This window comes from Corynebacterium sp. HMSC035E02 (assembly GCF_001836065.1).
GTDB classification, from domain to species: Bacteria; Actinomycetota; Actinomycetes; order Mycobacteriales; family Mycobacteriaceae; genus Corynebacterium; species Corynebacterium hiratae.
Window position 1 is genome coordinate 71,930 of the sequence record NZ_KV827311.1, and the last position, 17,432, is coordinate 89,361.

The following is a 17,432-nucleotide window of genomic DNA, read 5'->3' on the forward strand; positions in this document are numbered from 1 at the left end:
GGTCCTTTCTACTTGGTTCGTGCGTCGTGGCGCTTCTTGCCCAGCCAGATGAGGGCCAAGGTCACAATCCAACAGGGTAGGACAATGGCGCCGGTGCGGTAGTCGGGCAGCATGAACATCAAAGCGATGACAAGAGCGAAGAAGGCCAAGCACAGGTAGTTAGCGATGGGGTAGAGGGGCGCGCGGAAGGCGGCGTTAGGGCAGCGCTTGCGGAAGTTCAGGTGTGCAAGGGCGATGGCGGACCAGGAGATGAGCTCCGCGCCGACGATGATGGCGAGGAGAACAATCAGGATCTTGCCTTCGAAGAGGAAATTGAGCAGTACCGCCGAACCCATGAGCAGGGAGTTGAAGAGCAAGGCGCGAACCGGCACGCCCTTGGCACTGACGGAGTTGAAGAAGGGCGGGGCCTGGCCGCCGCGGGAAAGATCCCGCAGCATGCGTGCGCCGGAGAAGGTCATGGTGTTGAACACAGAGACGGCGGCGACCAGCACGATGAGGTTGAGGCCCGTGGCGGCGGCTGTAATGCCCAGGGTGCTCAGTGCGCGCACGAAGGGTGAGGTGGAAGTATCGAGTTCATTCCACGGGGCGAGCAGCACGATGATGCTGATGCCGCCGACGTAGAAGAGGAGGATGCGCCAGATGACGTTGTTGATGGCCTTGGGCAGGCTCTTGGCGGGATCCTGCGCCTCGCCTGCGGCGGTGCCGATGGAGATGATGCCGCCGAAGGAGAAAATCACCGCGACGAGGGAGAAGAGCATGCCGGTAGCGCCGTTGGGGAAGAAGCCACCGTGCTCGGTGATATTGCTTAAGCCCAGGGCGGGCTCCGGGGTGAGGCCAAAGACGATGGCCGCGCCGACGACGATCATGAGGATGAGCGCGGCGACCTTGATGAGGGAGAGCCAGAACTCTGCCTCGGCGAAGGCACCGACGTGCACCAGGTTGATGGCGGTGACGATGACGAGCGCGACGAGGGCGGTGAGCCAGTGGGGGATCCCGGGGAACCAGAAATCCATGATGGTGCCGGCGGCGGTGAGCTCCAGCATGCCGACGACGATGGTGGTAAACCACCAGTTCCAACCGGTGACAAAACCGGCGATGGGCCCGATGTACTCGCGGGCATAAGCACTGAAGGAGCCTGCGACGGGGTGCTCCACGGCCATCTCACCAAGCATGCGCATGATGAGGAAGATGATGAAGCCGCCGATGGCGTAGGCGGCGATAACGCCGGGACCGGCCTCCTGGATGGAGGCGCCGGAGCCTAAGAAGAGGCCCGTGCCGATGCACGAGCCAAAAGCGATCATTTGCAGGTGGCGCGACTTCATGCCGCGCTGCAGGCCGTCGTCTGCACTGGTGTTGTCGCTGGCGACAACGTCCTGTGCCCTGACGGGATGGTTGGTTGTGGTCATGTAGACGCCCTTCATGAACGTATATCTGTGACGTGAGTCATTGAACTGTAGGAGATTATGGCGCACCACAGTTTTGTTTGTCACTAGACAAGAAGCGGAAGTATCTTTGACATATGTCAAAAGTACCGCCTCCGCAGCTGACGAGCATCCAAGACATCGTCGACGAATGCGCCCAGATCCTGCAGCGCTCCGTGGAGGTGACCACCCCCGCCATCGCGGTGATTGCGGCTAGTGCGCAAATCGGTGCCATCGATAAGAACAGGGCGGCCTCCATTCTTAATCGCACCCCGCCCCCGGAGCCCATTCCGTGGATGCTGAGTTTCGGCATCCAGGAGGCTGTGCTGCCGGTACGCCTGCCCGCCAACCCGCGCTATGACATGCTGCCCCGCGTGGTCATTCCTCTGCGGCACGAGGACTGGCTGGTGGGTTATCTGTGGATTATTGATGAGCCCGCGCTGGGCGACGCCCCCTTGGTCCGCCTCGGTTCGCTAACAGCTCCGCTGGCCAGGCTTATCGACGAACGCGATGCGCCCCTCGCCGCCCGCGCTCAACAGCTCGGCGAGCTGGCCCGCGAGGTGCTCACCGGTGATCCGGCCGCGCTGGCGGGTGCGCGGGAGCGCGATCTCTTGCCCTCCGATGGCGAGCTGACCGTGCATCGCGTGCTGGTGGAAGGCGATCAGCGCGCGGTGGCCGTGGAACTTGCCCGCCCGCTGGTGCGCCGTCCTTTCTTGGTCGCGGACTCTCACGATTCCCTTGTACTCGTTGAGTGCCGCCGCGATGACAAGGACACCGAGGCCCTCATGGAGGAGCTACAGAGTGCTGCGCTCGTCGCCGGCGCCGCGGTGGTAGCCCGCGGTTCGGCACCGACGGCCCCGCAGGCGCGACTCATGGCGGACGTGGCCAAACTCTGCGGCCAGGATTCGCTGCGCTGGGAGGAGGCCGGTGCGTGGCGGCTGCTGCGCGGGTGGGAGCTGACCCAAGCAACGGTGGTGGAGATGAGCCCGGATGCCGCCGTGCTTCTCGACGACCCTCGCAACTCCTACTGGCAGACCCTGCTGACCTACTTTGAGCATTCCCGCAACGTCTCTGCGACCGCCGCTGCACTCTACATTCACCGCGCCACGCTGCACTATCGCCTCGACCGCGTCCGTGAGATTCTCGGGCCCGGCGTGCTGGATGATGGCTGGCGCTGCGCGGCTCTCTACGTTGCCCTTAAGCTGCATGCGGCGCTTCAGGGAAAGAATAGGGAAGCCCCATTTTGTCCCTAGGGGAAGCGCTCAGGTAGAGTGATGGACGATTCATTGCGAATCGCTGGAGACGTGCCAGAGCGGCCGAATGGGGCTCCCTGCTAAGGAGTTGACTTACTTGCGTAGGTCCGGAGGTTCAAATCCTCTCGTCTCCGCAAACTACAGAACCCGAGTCATCGTTTCACCGGTGGCTCGGGATTTTACGTTTTCAGTTCCTTCGTATGCCGACAGCCCGTGAGCAGGGAACTTAGAATGAAGGCGCTGACCTTAATCTGTGCTGGCTGGGAGCGTCATGGAGTTACTAAAAGAGCCAATTTGGGATGTGGAAAGTAACGCGAACATCGATCCCGATGAGAACTTTGTCCGAATATTTTGTTCTTTCCAAAATTCATGAGTGCTATTCCCCTCAGCCACTTCCCAAAGCAACGAACGGCATAGTGAGGTGGGGGATGAAAAAGAAGTAAATATCGGGCGAATGTGCTTGATGGCGAAATGGGGCAGGGGTGGTTCCGAAGAATTTTTGGTCGCCTAATTCAGCACTAGCGGCAGGACCAATACACCGGTTGAGAGCGCGAGCATGCCTAAGCAGTTGATCCAGAATTCACTGTCGAGGAAGTGGGCGCGGACACGGGCTGCTGAGGCTGCGCAGAAATATGCGATGACTCAACACATGGATGCGATTCCTACGCTTGGGAACCAGAGTCCGTCGATGACTCCTGTGGCTGCGCGGCACTTGATGACAATGAGCGCCCACCACCAGTCTTTGGGGCGCTGGTTAACCCGAGTCTCAAAAGACTAGGGTTTGCGGGGAAGGGGAGGGATTATATGCCTTCTTGTGCGCCCTCGCAACAAATCTTGAGGAAGTTTATACAATAGTCTACATTTTACATCTTTTGCTTCCAATTATCCCTACTGGATGTAACTCTAGGGGTGTCCGATTTTCAGCCATCTTTTCTAGAAAGGATTATGGACATGTATCGTCTCAAGAAATCTACGCGTTTAGTGGTGCTGGTTGCGGCAGCAACAGTTTTTGCACCAGTCAATGCTAGTGCCGGTACTGAGACTGACCTCGCTGAGTCGACTCAGAATAATGCCTCTCAGTCTTCTGTTTCCTCAGAAGTTGCGGAAAAAGCAGATTCCTATGTTTTCCTTCAGGGAGACCAATTCGCGATTGCTAGAGAGGCAGAAAGCGCTCTTTCGCAAAAGGAACTGCAAGAAATCAAAAATGAAGTAGAGACTCAGAACGAAAGGATCAGCGAGGCCAAGGCTGATAGTAACCTTGAGATGAAGGTGGCGGGAGACTCGATAACTTTCTGGGAAAAAGGGCCGAAGATTTCGAGCGCTGATGATGATGACATTGATCCATACTTTCAAGAGGGTCGGAATGGAATTGAATTCCATGGGACTTATGTGAGGGTGCTACTGTCTAAAACGACGATTAACCGGGTGGGTGGCGGTGTCACAATCGCTGGAGTCTGGATTCCCGAGCCAGTTCTTTCCAAAATCCTAGCTACTGGAGGGGCTATTGCTGGTCTTGCGCCCGGTGGTATGTATGCAGACTATGGCATTGGTTCGATTGTGGCTGGCGCTTTCACACATAATGCATATCCTCAGCGGGTTGGTTTTCAATAAATTATCCTTCCTCTAAACAGAAAGGAGTTTAGGGAAAGGTAATTGGAATTTTGCCATATGGATGTTTCTGCATTGTTCAGATAACAGTCCAAGAGAATCTGCCGCCTGGCAAGAATAGAAATGGTTCTGGAGAGTAAAATATGTGGAAAAAGATATTGGCCACTGTGGGCGTTTTATTGATGATGCTTTCCGCTCAACTTCAGTGGCCGTATGGGGTCACGATTGCTCTAGCAATTTTGGTCATTTTCCTTGTGTTTGTTCCATCTGGGAAGAAGTAAATATCTGAGCAGAGGTGGGTATTTTAGCGGGCCTGCCTCTGTTTTAGATTGATTATTTATTAAGTTATGAAACAAAATACTATTTCTATAGTAGGCAGGCTAGCTCTTTTCTTTCTGGCTAGCGTATCTTTTGGGGCCACGGCTTCATCAATATCTACTGCTCAACAGAGGAATTTCGATCCTCTTTCATATATTGAAAGTGGAGATGAGGTGCAGGTGGGTCCTCCCCGAGGGGCGGTGACGTGTTCTGTGACTATCATTTCCCAGCAGCGGGCCTTGACTGCCGGTCATTGTGGTGAAAGTGCGGATGAAGTGTATTCGAAAGGTAGGCGTATTGGAAGTATTGGTGAAAACTACTTGTGGAGTAACCAAGGGATAGATGTTTCAGAAATACTTCTTGATCCTCCGGTAGATTACGTTCTTCGGGCTGATAAAATTAGTGATAAAAGTATCGAAATACCTTCAGCTATTTTTGCAAAAACCTTTCTCGGAGGGAGAATTGATGGGGTTGTCAACGACAAGAACTTATATTGTGAGGCATTTTCCATCAATGGGAGAGAATATCAGGCGCGAACTCTAAAGGCTCAAATGACTTCAAAACCTGGGGATTCAGGCGCCCCTGTCTATAATCCTGCAGGAGAATTGGTGGCCCTCATTGAAGGCGGCAATGGGAAAGGGGATACTACTATCACGCCGCTTTCTTTCCTGGAGGAAAAACTCTCTGAAGACTCTTCTTCTAATGAGTGTAAAGGAAATGGTTAAATTACACAGCCTGTTTGCTAGGAGATTTTCCGCTTTATCTAACGACTAGTTGCAGCTGCTACGCAAAAGAGGAGGCGGAATCTGCTCAACGACTTCCTGCGCTAGCGACGAGTCGGATTTGGACGGTGTTGGTTGTTGCCGAGTGTATTTTGTTAGTCGGCGGACGTAGCGCCATCGGCAGATGCCTCAATACTAGTCCTTGTCCTAACATCGAGAAGTTTTAGAGTGCGTTAATTTTGTCGCTTTAGTCGAGGGCTTGTCGGTTTATTGATTGCTTGATTTCGCTGCTTCAACTTATAGAACCCTAGTCATCGTTCACCGGTGGCTCGGGATCTGCGTTTGTTGTTGTCATTCTAGAAGCGGGTGCCAGCGCAGCTCTCGGAAGCGGGCAAAGCCCTGATCTTGGCTCAGTAAGGTTGCTTCTTCTTCTATTACGGACGCGGCTATCCAGGCATCAGGGATGTCGCTGGCTTTAAGCTTGTGCAAGCGCACCAGTTCAGTGAAGGTTGTCCAGGTCCCTGGGCTGGAGCTCAAAAGAGTGCCCGTTTGGGGCCGCTAAAATGGTATTGAGTGCAGTCAGTGCTTGCTGGGCGGTTAGTGGTTTGTGGAATAGCTTGTGGTTGGTCATAACTCGAACAAGGCCCGTTGCCACAACATCCAGGAGCCCAATTGTTTCATGCCGATTCAGCGCACCACTTAACCACTGCTGAGCGGGTTTATGTTGTGGTGCTGCGGAGTGGAAGGTATAAACGAGAATGTTGACATCAGGAATGATCATCGAGCACCGCCCATACGGCTTCTTTGTCGCTGAGATCAACTAGAGCTGGTCCGCCGCAATCGAAGGAGGGGAGGTTTATCCTGGTGTGCATACCTTTAGGGTAGAAAGCATCAAGTCATCAATCAATAGGTGCGATGATGCATCTTCCTTCTGGAAGCCGTGAATGGTTGACTGGTGTCTTAAGTCAGTGCGAGCGTCAGGATCGGTACTCCGATGGAGAATGCGAGCATGCCTAAGCAGTTGATCCAGAATGCGCTACCGAGGAAGTGGGCGCGGACATGGGCTGCTGCGGCCGCGCAGAAATAGGCGATGACTCCAATCATGGCTGTGATTCCTACGCCGGGGAACCAGAGGCCGGCAATGAGTCCTACGGCGGCGAGGCACTTGATGACAATGAGCGCCCACCACCAGTCCTTGGGGAGTTTGACGCCGCTGAGGCAGGCTTCGATGAAGGGGACTGGTTTGAGGGAGAGGGCGGCGTCGCCAAGCAGAATGGCTGCTAGTAGAAGGGAGGGCCAGGCTGGGGAAGATTCTAGGATCATTGGGTTACTCCGAATGCGGTGTTGAGGCGTTCGATCGATGAGGCGGCTTGGGATGTGAGGTGCTCGGTGTCGTAGATTCCGGCGGCCCAGCCGATGAGTAAGCCGAGGTAGACGTTGTACAGCAGGTCGGCGTACTCGGCCGCATCGGCGCTGCTGAGCCTGGTGCCGAGTCGCAGGGTGATTTCATCGGTCAGGAGCGTTTTGAGTGCGGTGAGCGCTTCGCCTTGATTGCCTTGTTGGATGAGTGCTGCGCCAAAGGCGCGGGAGAGCTCTTCGTGGCCGGTAAACATCTGGAGGAAAGGTCTCAGGACATCGAGAAGGCTATCGGATTGTCCCCGGATGTCATCGTGGAGTTCTGAAATGTGTTGGCCAATGGTGCGGATGAGCAGCGTTTGTTTGTCGCCGACTCCCATGACGGTTCCCACGCTAACGCCAGCTTCGGATGCGATAGTCCGGATGCTGGTGGTGGCGTAGCCCTGAGTGAGGAAGAGTTCGTAGGCGGTGGCCAGGACCTTGCTGTCGGTGCCAGCTTTGGCGGCCGAACGCGATGGGTGAACGTGTTCAGTGAACATGTTCAAAAGGGTAGCTCTTGATGGCTTCGGGGTCAATGACGCCGAAGTGTTGACAGTTGGCGCTAGGCCAGCGCGGGGAAGACGCGGTCGCGCAACAGATGCGCAAGTTCGCGGTCGGGTGCAGCTGGGTTGACCCAGGCGGTGTCGCCGATTTCGGCGGCGGCGTGGGGCTCGTCGGTGGTGACGGTGCGTGTGCAGGTGAAGATGGTGCCGACAATGACAGAAGCAGCAGGTAGGCCGAAGCCTAAAGGAGGCTAAATGTCAGCAGGGCGAATTGCGGCAAGATACGCCCTCTTGCGGGCTCTCGCAAGGATTTTTGGGGAAGTGTATACGTTCGTCTACGGTTTCCATTTTTTGCTTCCAAATTTGTCTACCACATGTAACTCTAGGGGGTGTCCGAGTTCTCGGCCATCTTCTCGCGAAAGGGATAAGGGCATGTATTGCCCCAAGAAATGTGCGCCTCTGGTAGTGCTGATTGCGGCAGTATCAGTTCTCGCTCCAGTTAAAGCACTTCCTCAGCGGGTTGGTTTTTGAAAACTATCGTTGCACTAAATGGCGAAGGTTTTAGGGTAGCGTGCTTGGAATTTCGCCATATGGACGTTGCTGAACTGTCTGGAGAGCAGTCAAAGAGAATCTACTGGTTAGGGAGAATAATTTATGTGGAAAAAAATCTTGGCCACTATTGGCGTTATTCTGATGACGCTTTCCGTTTATGTTCAATGGCCGTATGCTGTCACGATTGCTCTAGCAGTTTTGGTCATTGTCCTTGTGTTTCTTCCCAGCGGGAAGAAGTAAATGCCTGAGTAGGGGTGGGTATTTCAGCGGACCTGCCTCTGTCTTATGTTGATGAGCCGAGAAAATGGGCGCGGAGGTGCGCTGCTACAGATGCGTAGAAACAGGCGATGCGGCCTGTGGCTTCGAGATGCAATTTACGAAAACGTACCTACCCAGCCAGCGCGGGGAAGACGCGGTCACGCAACAGGTGCGCAAGCTCGCGGTCGGGTGCTGTTGGGTTGACCCAGGCGGTGTCCCCGATTTCGGCGGCGGCGTGGGGTTCGTCGGTGGTGACGGTGCGGGTGCAGGTGAAGATGGTGCCGACGACGACCTCGCCCGGTTCGTTGGCGGCGGGAGCGTCGAAGGTGCCGAGTTTGTTGAGGCTCTCGGCGTCGAGGGTGAGGCCTACTTCTTCGGCGACTTCGCGTAGGGCGGCGTCGACAAGCGCCTCGCCCGCCTCGGGCTTGCCGCCGGGCAGTTGGTACTTGGTGGAGGACTTCTTGCGCACGGTAAGCACGTGGCCTTGTGGGTTGCGGATGACGACGGCTGCTACTTCAATCATGGCTGCTGATTGTAGGCGGCCTAGAGCAGCGGCAGGAGCACGAGGGCGAGATTGAGTGCGATGACCAGCGCGGCAAGCGTCCAGCCCACGGCCATAGACCAGGGTTTCGCGGCGAACTCACCCATGACGTCCCGGGAGCCGGCATAGCGGAAAAGCGGGATGATGGCGAAGGGGATGCCCAGGGAAAGAAGTGCCTGGCTGACCACCAGTGCCATAGTGGGGTCGACCCCGCAGCCGATGATGACCAGCGCCGGGATGAGCGTGACCAGGCGGCGGACTAGTAGGGGGACCTTGATGTGAAGCAGGCCGTCCATGATTTCGGAGCCGGCGTAGGCGCCCACTGACGTCGAGGCGAGGCCGCTGGCCAGCAGGCCGATGGCGAAGAGAACGCCGGCCAGCGGGCCGAGGTGGCTGGCAATCGCCGTGTGGGCCCCGGAGATGGTCTCTGTGCCGTCCACGCCGTAGAGGGCCGAGCCCGCCAGGACCAGCAGGCCCACGTTGACGAGCCCGGCGATGGACAGCGCCACGGCGATGTCCGCGCGGGTGCCGGCCAGCACGTGGGGGATTTCCAGGTCGGGGTAGCGCTGCTTGGTCAGGGAGGAGTGTAGGTAAATGGCGTGCGGCATGACGGTGGCGCCCAACATGGAGGCGGCCAGCAGGATGCTGTCCTTGCCCTCTAGGCGGGGGATGAGGCCGCCGGCCACGTCGGCGGGGTCGGGCGGGGCGATGGCGAGGCCGGCAAGGAAGCCGATGCAGATGACCAGGAGCAGGCCGATGACAAGCCCCTCGAACCACTGGTTCTTCTTCTGGAAGATGAGGAGAATGATGGAGACCGCGCCGATGATGAGCGCGCCCGCGAACAGGGGGAGGTTGAAGAGGAGTTGCAGGGCAATGGCGCCGCCGATGACTTCGGCGAGGTCGGTGGCCGCGGCGATGAGCTCGGCCTGGGCCCACATGCCTAGGCGCGCGCGGCGGGAGAGACGCTCGCCCATGATTTCCGGCAGGGAGCGGTGGGTGACTAGGCCCAGTTTGGCGGAGTGGTACTGGATGAACATGGCCATGAGGTTGGCCACGACGAGTACCCACACCAGGAGGTAGCCGTAGTGGGAGCCGGCGCTGATGTTGGCGGCTACGTTGCCGGGGTCGACGTAAGCCACTGCAGCAACGAAGGCGGGGCCGGTGAGGCTGATTAAGGTCTTACGCATAGGCATCTCCATACCAAAAGTTCAACTACTTGAAGTCTAGTTTTCATCGCCATATGTTCAAGCCAGGGGTTTGATCCGGCAAACCATGTTAAAGTTTATTTGTTAATTATTTAAATTACTTTATGTATTTTGGCTGGTTAGAGACAGGGAGGTGCAACGGGTATACTCCCTTCAGTGCGCCAAAGTTGGAAGATTTTTATCAGGGATGTAGCCAGGCTTGGCCGCGTCCCCAGGGTGTGGATCATCCTCATCGGACTCATCATCACCCCCGCGTTGTATTCATGGGTGAACATCGCGGCTTTTCGTGACCCTTACGGCCATACCAACAACATCAAGGTGGCCGTGGTTAACGAGGATAAGGGTGCTAACAACGAGCTGACGGGGAAGATAGATGTCGGCAGTGAGGTCATTGAGAAACTCAAAAAGAATGACCAGCTAGGCTGGCAATTCCTCGAGCGCGATGAAGCCGAGAAAGCTCTTTTAGAGGGAGACGTGTATGCCTCGGTGACGATTCCTGAGGACTTTAGCGAGAACCTCGTGAGCATGCTCGACGGGAAGTTCACGCAGCCCCAGCTGGTCTACCGTGTCAACGAGAAGAACAACGCCATCGCCGTGAAGATCACGGATACCGGTGCCAAAGGTCTGGACAAGCAGATTACGGCAGCCTTCAAGGAGCAGGTGGCCACGGTTGCGGCGGAAAACGTTAAGGACACCGGTACCGACTTCGAGCGAAAAATCACGCGCGCGATGAACAACACCAGCTCCGCGTTCGGGGAGACCGCGCAGGAGATTGACGGCAACCGCGAGAACCTTGCGCGGATCCAGGGAAAGCTTGACGCCGCTGCTGATTCCACGTTGGGAGCTAAGTCTACGGTGGCCAATGTGAGTGCTGCGCTGGGCGACGCCCAAACAGCCCTCGCCGAGGTCTCCTCCCTAGTCGAGCAGGCCCAAGGGGGCATCGGTGACTTCACCGACCAGACCACAGGTGCCTTCGTCAGTGGCGCAAGTGCGGTGGCGGACGGTACCGCCCAGGCGCAGGAATCCATTGCGGATGTCACAGCTGGCCTGAACCAGGCCGGTGACCGTTTCGATTACGCCACGCAGCGAGCGAACACTGCCATTGACGCGAGCGCAGAATCGATTGCGCAGCTTAAAGCCCTGCGCGATTCCGCAACGCTCTCACCGCAGGTGGCCAAGGAAATTGATGACGCGATCCAGCGCCTTGATGAGGGTAATGAATCCAACCGCCAGTTGGTGGGAAACCTCAGCGCGCTGAGCAAGGATACTCAGACCGCGGCGGACAATGTGCAGGCTAGTGCGGAGGCCATCAACCAGGCAGCGGCCGATACTAAGGCCACCTCGCAAACGCTGCGCGATACCGTGACGACGGCCGTGCCGGAGATCAACCGCGCCATGAGCAGCCTGAGCTCCACGGCGAGTGCTTTGAGCTCCACCCTGGAAGCCCAGAAGGGCACCATGCAGGAGGCAGACGGTCTCCTAGATGGTGTGGCCCAGCAGCTGCGGGCCACGAAGGACACCTTGTCCGATTTCGATGCCAACCTCCTTGCCCTACAGGACAGTTTGCGCGCTATGCAGGGTGATGTGGGTTCGCTGCGTGCTGCGATGAACTCCAAAGTCGTTCAAGATGTCACCGGGCTGGATGCGGAAGAAATCGGTAAGTTCTTTGCCGAGCCCATCGAGCTGAAGACCGAAACCGTGTACCCGGTGGACAGCTACGGCTCCGCCATGGCGGCGCTGTTTACCAACCTCTCCCTGTGGATCGGCGCCTTTGTCCTCATGGTTATCTTCCGGGTCGAGGTGGATAAGGAAGGATTCCACCGCGTCACGGTGGGCCAGGCCTACCTAGGCCGCTTCCTCCTCATGGCCTTGATGGTCATCATCCAGGCCATCACGGTGACCGTCGGTGACCTGCTCATCGGCGTGCAGACCGTGAACGCGCCTGCCTTCATCCTGACGGGCGTGCTCGTGGGGCTGGCCTACTTGAGCATTATCTATGGGTTGTCGACGTCGCTGGGGCACCTCGGCCGCGGCCTCTGCGTGGTCTTTGTCATTATCCAGATTCCGGGTGCTTCGGGCCTGTACCCGATTGAGCTGTTGCCCAACTTCTTCCACACCATCTACCCACTACTGCCATTCACGTACGGCATCGATGCCATGCGTGAAACCATCGGTGGGTTCTACGGCAACCACTATTTCAAGAACATGGGCGTGCTCGCCTTCATGTTCATTCTGTTCTTCGTCTTCGGCCTGTTGCTGCGTAAGGCTTTGGCGCACTTCAACGTCATCTTTAACCGCGAGCTGCGGGATACCGAGCTCTTTGACTATGAAAATGTGCAGGTTGTCGGCTCCGGCTACCGCATCGCGGACGTCATCCAGGCGTTGGATAGCCGCAGTGGTCTGAAGAAAGATTTGGACCGCCGCGCGCATGACTGGGGCTACTGGCTCAAGCTGGTGGCCATCGCCGGTGTTATCGGAGTGGTGATCCTCATCGTCGTCTCGGGTCTCTTGCCCGACCAGAAGCCGCTGCTTCTGGCTATTTGGACGGCATGGTGCTTCCTCATCATTATCGCCGCGGTCACCCTGGACTACCTACGCATCAGTCTGAAGCAGTCCGCAGAGCTGGTGACGTTGGATGAGGATGACATCAAACATCCGGCTCGCATCGGGGCCGACTCCACGGAGGGGGATAACTAATGCGTGGAACACTCGATCTTTTCGTCAACGACATGCGCACCGCATGCCGCAACGTGATGAGCACGGTGATGCTCGTGGGCCTCGTCGTTATCCCGATGCTGTTCACCTGGTTTAACGTTCTGGCCAGCTGGGATCCCTTCGATAACACCAGCCAGCTCAAGGTGGCGGTGGCTAGCAAGGACACCGGCTATAAAAGCGATCTGTTGCCGGTGCCCATCAACGTCGGCGACCAGGTGCTCAATGAGCTACGTGCAAACGAGCAGCTGGATTGGGTTGTGACGACTTCCGATGAGGCGATTGAAGGTACCAAGTCCGGTGAGTATTACGCAGCCATCGTGCTGCCGGAAGATTTCAGTACCGACATGATGAACTTCTACACGGATGGATCCAAGCCCGCCGACTTGTCCTTCTATACGAATGAGAAGAAGAATGCGCTGGCGCCGAAGATCACTGGTCAGGGTGCAGAAGGCGTGTCGGCTCAGGTGGCCGAGGCCTTCACCACGACGGTCGGTGACGTCTCCTTCGATCTGGTCACCTCACTCTCCGACTTCTTGAGCCAGGGCGATACCAAGGCTGTGTTGGACCGGATGCAGGCGCGCGCGGATGGCGTGCAGACCCAGCTCGATATGGCCGCCCGTACCGCGCGTTCCCTCGCTGGCCTCGTGGATACCGCGGTTCCGCTCATGGAAAGCGCCCAGCGCATTGCGGACTCGGCGGACCTGGAGCTGCCGGAGATTCAGTCCTCCTCGCTCAACGTTTCCACGGATGCGCTGCAGCAATCGCTCGATGCCACCAGCGCTAGTTATGATGTGGTGCGCCAACGCATTGATGCGCTTTACGACGACGCCTCCGCCTCCCGCGCCGACCGCGTCGCCGCGCTCAACACCTTGGCCGGCCAGGTAGAAGGCACCATTGCCCAGTATCAGAACCTGCACGGCCACATTGAGGCCCTGCCAATTCCTGCCGGGGATAAAGAGAAGTCGCTCAGCCGTATCGAGGAGGCCATCGACGCGCAGCGCACTCTCCACGCGCGCCTCACTGCGGCCGCGAATGCTCCCGAACCCACGAAGCCGGATCTCTCCAGCATCGACAATGCCAAGAAGGCAGTGGAGGGAATCTCCACCTCTGGTCTGCGCGAATCCCTGCGTGCGCTGCAGGACTCCCTGGGCCAGGTGAGCGCGGATCTGGATACCGCGAAGACTCCCGTCACCATTGATTCCTCTTCCCTGACGGATGCTCGGGATGCGGTACAGAAGCTCGCCTCTGGCCTGCAGGATAAGGCCAACAAGTTCGGCGACCTGCGGAAGGATATCGACTCCGCTGCGGCATCCGGGGATCTGAAGAAGTTGGCGGACCTCATCGGTTCCGATCCGGATGCCTTGGCGCGTGCGATTGCGGCTCCGGTGGACGTCGACAGGCAAGCGGTCTACCCAGTCAAGAGCTTTGGTGCCGGCATGACACCCATGTACACGGCGCTGGCCCTGTGGGTCGGCGCGCTGCTGACTGCGGTGAGCGTGCGCACCGACGTGGTGGACAAGGACAAGTACTCGCCGATGCAGCGCTTCTTCGGCCGCTTTGGAATGTTCGTCGCGGTTGGTCTCATGCAGTCGACGATGCTCATCTTGGGCCTCATCTTCTTCGTGGGCATCGAGCCCGCGCACCCGATTCTCATGCTGCTGGCAGGCTGGGTTAGCTCGCTCATCTTTATGCTGATTTGCTACACCTTCGTGGTCTCCTTCGCCAACGCAGGCAAAGCCTTGGCGGTGCTCATGCTGGTGGTCCAAGTATCGTCGTCGGGCGGTGCCTACCCCTTGCAGGTGCTCCCGGACTGGTTCCAGAACATTAGCCCGTGGTTGCCGGCGACCTATACCATCCGTGCTTTCCGCGCGGCCATCGCCGGAACCTACCACGGTGATTACTGGCTCTCCCTGTTCGCGCTCTTGCTCTTTGCCGTACCGATGCTCGTGTTGGGCGTGGTCTTCCACAAGCCGCTGGAGAAGTTCACCAACGGCTGGGTGGAGACCTTGGAGAAGACCAAGCTGATGTAGTGCTTACCGCACGGTGCAGCCGATGCTATTTACATAAAACTCTGGAGATACTCACAGGTTAGTGGGGTCCCGTGAAACGGCACCCAGCGGTAAGCTGAAACGCTGTGAAACGCGGTCATTTCCTGGGCCCAGCTCGGCTCACCGCCGCGGGCTTTATTCTGCTTATCCTCGTGGGAACGGTGCTTCTTATGCTACCGATTTCCGCCAACGTTCCGCAGTGGACTCCGTTCTTGCCTGCGTTTTTTACGGCAACCTCAGCGGTCTCTTTGACGGGTCTCGTGGTGGAGGACACCGGAACTTATTGGACGCCCTTCGGCCAAGTGGTCATTATTACGCTCATCCAGCTGGGCGGCCTCGGCATCATGAGTTTGGCGTCGCTATCTGGCATGCTTCTGACCGGCCGCATCAGCTTCAAAGCTCGCAGAACAAGTGCCGCGGAGGGCCGCGCCGTGACTTCTGGCGGAATTCGCCGCGCCTTGCTGCTTACCTTGGTGATGACTCTGATCTGCGAGGCCATCGTTGCCGTATTTATCGGCGTGCGTCTAGCCACTGAGCATGGTGTGGCACCAGGACGCGCGGTGTGGGAAGGCATCTTCCACGCTATTTCGGCCTTCAACAACGCCGGCTTTAGTACCTATTCCGATAGCGTCGTTTCCTTTGCCGCCGATGCTTGGATCCTGTTGCCCCTCGCCTGCGCCCTGATTACCGGTGGCTTGGGCTATCCCATGCTGGCGGAGTTCGTGCGACGGGCCCGCGCACGGCTAACACGCTGGCGTGGTGGCACGCCGCGCATTCACCGCATGTCCATGACCGCCCGGATGACGCTGGGCGCCACCGCGTTCTTGCTGCTGGGCGGCACCGTGGTTTTCTTTCTCGCAGAAAACTCTGGGGTACTACACGGGATGCCGCTGGGACAGAAGCTGATCAACGCCTTCTTCATGAGCGCTTCGCCCCGAACGGCAGGTTTCAACGCCATCGACTACGGGGAAGCGCACCCGTTGACGCTGATGGTCACGGACATCTTGATGTTCATCGGCGGCGGCTCCGCCGGTACAGCGGGTGGCATCAAGGTGACGACCGCATGCGTTCTGGGCGCGGCGATGATCTCTGAATTTTTGGGCCGGGAAGACACCTCCATCGGGCACCGTCGCCTGCCGCTGTCCACCTTCCGCCAGGCCCTCGCGCTGACCGCCGCCGGAATGATCGTCGTTGCCGTAGGCGTGGCAACGCTGCGCATCTGGGACCCCGAGTTCACCGCGGACCAGGTCACTTTCGAAGTCATGTCCGCCTTTGCCACCGTGGGTTTGTCCACGGGTATTACCGCAAGTTTGTCCGCACCATCACAGCTCATGCTGTGCCTCATCATGTACGTTGGCCGCGTAGGCCCCACCACCTTCGTGGCGGCACTGGCCGCCCGGACTATTAGCCTGCGCTACCGCTACCCAGAAGAAAGGCCGTTCATTGGCTAACATGTTCAGCGCCCTGCGGCGTGAGAAGACGTCCATCAATATTCCGCCGGTCGTCGTCATTGGCATGGGGCGGTTCGGTTCTTCCCTGGCCCGTGAATTGATGGAGCATGGCGTGGAGGTTCTTGGCATCGATGCCGAGGAGAAGCACGTGCGCGAGCACGCCGCGTACCTCACCGAGGCGGTGACCGCGGATACGACCGACGCCGAGGCACTCCGCCAGCTGGGCGTTGATGAAGTGGAACGCGTGGTCGTGGCCATCGGCTCCGATCTGGAAGATTCCATCCTCACCGCCTCGAACTTGGTGGAACTGGGAGTAGGCGATATCTGGGCCAAGGCAGATTCGGATGCGCACGCCCGTATCCTGCGCCAATTGGGAGTGCACCACGTGATCCGCCCAGAGCGCGATACGGGCCGCCGCGTGGCGCATCTGTTGGGCGGGCGCTTCGAGGACTTTGCGGAGATCGCCACCGACTATGGTGTGACGGCGATGACCCCGCCGGCGTCGATAAGCAAGCGTCCGCTCAACCTGCACCAGGTGTGGGAAGAGCACAACGTTCAGCTCATCTCACGCTGTGAGGGGCCTGGCCAGTGGCGCCCGCTTGTCGACGGCACCGAGCTCACCCACCGCGACCTCATCGTCGTCGCCGGTAGCCCCGCGGATCTGGAGGCCTTCTCGCAGTCCTAAGCGCGGTGCCTGGGGTGCCTCGCACTGTGGAGTGAGGAGCGGGGCGCTACAGTGGCGCGTATGACGAAGGCACGTTTTCCGGGCTCGGTGTATGGAACAGGGGAGGAACCCGACCCGCGCTTCAGCATGGCTAATGAGCGCACGTTCCTGGCGTGGATTCGCACGTCGCTGGCCTTTATCGCCGGTGGTGTGGCTCTGGAGACCTTCGAGCTGCCGCTGAACACCACGCTGACTCGCGTCGTTTCTGTCATCATGCTGATCGTGGCCATCATCCTGCCGGCGGTGGCATGGTTTCACTGGGGTGCTTCGGAACGAGCGATGCGCCATGGGCGTCCGCTCCCGGCTAGCCCAGCGTTGGCGTTGATTGTTGGTGTGGTGATCATCATCGGCCTGATGATTCTGGTGGGCGAGCTGCTAGCGTGAGCGAGCTTTTTGATCCCGGCCTCCAACCCGAGCGCACCCGCTTAGCCTGGCAGCGCACGGGTCTAGCCGGCCTCATCGCGGGTTTGCTGGTCGTTCGTTCCGTGGCGCCATGGGCGGCTCTGATTGTAGGGGTAGTGGTGGCCGTGGTGCTGTGGTTGGCCACCGCCAAGCTCCGCCATGTTGACGAGATCCTGGCTCGGGCCCAATCACCTGCCCTGCCCGGAGCTCCGGCTCTTGCCGCCGTTGCGCTGGGAACGATGATTCTCGGGGCGGTTGCCTTTGCCGCTATCTGGTAGAGCCAAACCCCCAGACCTCGATCCCGCAACCTGCAGGT

At 58.3% G+C, this 17,432-nt stretch carries 15 protein-coding genes and 1 tRNA gene; 10 read left to right on the forward strand and 6 right to left on the reverse strand.

The window, feature by feature from the left end; all coding sequences use genetic code 11:
• Positions 1-8: 8 nt before the first annotated feature.
• On the reverse strand, positions 9-1,406 hold the full coding sequence (locus HMPREF2635_RS02815; protein WP_246824832.1) for an amino acid permease: 1,398 nt from the start codon (positions 1,404-1,406) through the stop codon (positions 9-11).
• 113 nt (positions 1,407-1,519) lie between these two features.
• Between HMPREF2635_RS02815 and HMPREF2635_RS02820 the strand changes: the two genes are divergently transcribed.
• The 4 genes from HMPREF2635_RS02820 to HMPREF2635_RS13210 all read left to right on the forward strand — a co-directional run bounded on the left by HMPREF2635_RS02820 (position 1,520) and on the right by HMPREF2635_RS13210 (position 5,325).
• Positions 1,520-2,674 (forward strand): PucR family transcriptional regulator, encoded by a 1,155-nt coding sequence (locus tag HMPREF2635_RS02820; RefSeq protein ID WP_070821254.1) that lies wholly within the window; start codon positions 1,520-1,522, stop codon positions 2,672-2,674.
• 45 nt (positions 2,675-2,719) lie between these two features.
• Positions 2,720-2,808, forward strand: a tRNA-Ser gene (locus tag HMPREF2635_RS02825).
• Positions 2,809-3,625: 817 nt separating this feature from the next.
• Positions 3,626-4,285, forward strand: a complete 660-nt coding sequence (locus HMPREF2635_RS02830; protein WP_070510733.1) for a hypothetical protein — start codon at positions 3,626-3,628, stop codon at positions 4,283-4,285.
• A gap of 344 nt (positions 4,286-4,629) precedes the next feature.
• A complete protein-coding gene (locus HMPREF2635_RS13210; protein ID WP_141745871.1) occupies positions 4,630-5,325 on the forward strand; it encodes a chymotrypsin family serine protease in 696 nt (231 codons plus the stop codon).
• A gap of 496 nt (positions 5,326-5,821) precedes the next feature.
• Here HMPREF2635_RS13210 and HMPREF2635_RS13385 read toward each other — a convergent pair whose 3' ends face one another.
• From HMPREF2635_RS13385 to HMPREF2635_RS02855, 5 genes are all read right to left on the reverse strand, one after another.
• Entirely contained in the window at positions 5,822-6,103 is a 282-nt protein-coding gene (locus HMPREF2635_RS13385) for a PIN domain-containing protein (RefSeq protein WP_070510735.1), read from the reverse strand.
• A 179-nt stretch (positions 6,104-6,282) separates the two neighbouring features.
• Positions 6,283-6,645, reverse strand: coding sequence for a DoxX family protein (locus HMPREF2635_RS02840; RefSeq protein ID WP_049157746.1), 363 nt, complete (start codon positions 6,643-6,645; stop codon positions 6,283-6,285).
• Positions 6,642-7,217 carry a TetR/AcrR family transcriptional regulator gene (locus HMPREF2635_RS02845; protein WP_070546119.1) on the reverse strand — a complete coding sequence of 192 codons (576 nt, stop codon included), beginning with the start codon at positions 7,215-7,217 and terminating at the stop codon, positions 6,642-6,644. Before HMPREF2635_RS02845 ends, HMPREF2635_RS02840 begins: the two co-directional genes overlap by 4 nt.
• 943 nt (positions 7,218-8,160) lie before the next feature.
• The gene (locus HMPREF2635_RS02850; RefSeq protein WP_070546121.1) at positions 8,161-8,553 is read right to left on the reverse strand and encodes an NUDIX hydrolase; all 393 of its coding nucleotides are present in this window, start codon (positions 8,551-8,553) and stop codon (positions 8,161-8,163) included.
• 20 nt (positions 8,554-8,573) lie between these two features.
• Positions 8,574-9,758 (reverse strand): Nramp family divalent metal transporter, encoded by a 1,185-nt coding sequence (locus HMPREF2635_RS02855; protein ID WP_011272788.1) that lies wholly within the window; start codon positions 9,756-9,758, stop codon positions 8,574-8,576.
• A 174-nt stretch (positions 9,759-9,932) separates the two neighbouring features.
• Here HMPREF2635_RS02855 and HMPREF2635_RS02860 point away from each other — a divergent pair, with 174 nt between their 5' ends.
• The 6 genes from HMPREF2635_RS02860 (at position 9,933) to HMPREF2635_RS02885 (ending at position 17,394) form a co-directional block, all read left to right on the forward strand.
• Entirely contained in the window at positions 9,933-12,473 is a 2,541-nt protein-coding gene (locus HMPREF2635_RS02860) for a YhgE/Pip domain-containing protein (RefSeq protein ID WP_070821255.1), read from the forward strand.
• Positions 12,473-14,521, forward strand: coding sequence for a YhgE/Pip domain-containing protein (locus HMPREF2635_RS02865; protein WP_070510741.1), 2,049 nt, complete (start codon positions 12,473-12,475; stop codon positions 14,519-14,521). Before HMPREF2635_RS02860 ends, HMPREF2635_RS02865 begins: the two co-directional genes overlap by 1 nt.
• 104 nt (positions 14,522-14,625) lie before the next feature.
• Positions 14,626-15,990 (forward strand): TrkH family potassium uptake protein, encoded by a 1,365-nt coding sequence (locus HMPREF2635_RS02870; RefSeq protein WP_070510743.1) that lies wholly within the window; start codon positions 14,626-14,628, stop codon positions 15,988-15,990.
• A 1-nt stretch (position 15,991) separates the two neighbouring features.
• Positions 15,992-16,675 (forward strand): potassium channel family protein, encoded by a 684-nt coding sequence (locus tag HMPREF2635_RS02875; RefSeq protein ID WP_070510746.1) that lies wholly within the window; start codon positions 15,992-15,994, stop codon positions 16,673-16,675.
• 60 nt (positions 16,676-16,735) lie between these two features.
• Positions 16,736-17,098 (forward strand): YidH family protein, encoded by a 363-nt coding sequence (locus HMPREF2635_RS02880; RefSeq protein WP_046648866.1) that lies wholly within the window; start codon positions 16,736-16,738, stop codon positions 17,096-17,098.
• Entirely contained in the window at positions 17,095-17,394 is a 300-nt protein-coding gene (locus tag HMPREF2635_RS02885; RefSeq protein WP_070510748.1) for a DUF202 domain-containing protein, read from the forward strand. The genes HMPREF2635_RS02880 and HMPREF2635_RS02885 overlap by 4 nt, the downstream gene beginning before the upstream one ends.
• The last annotated feature ends 38 nt before the right edge of the window (positions 17,395-17,432 follow it).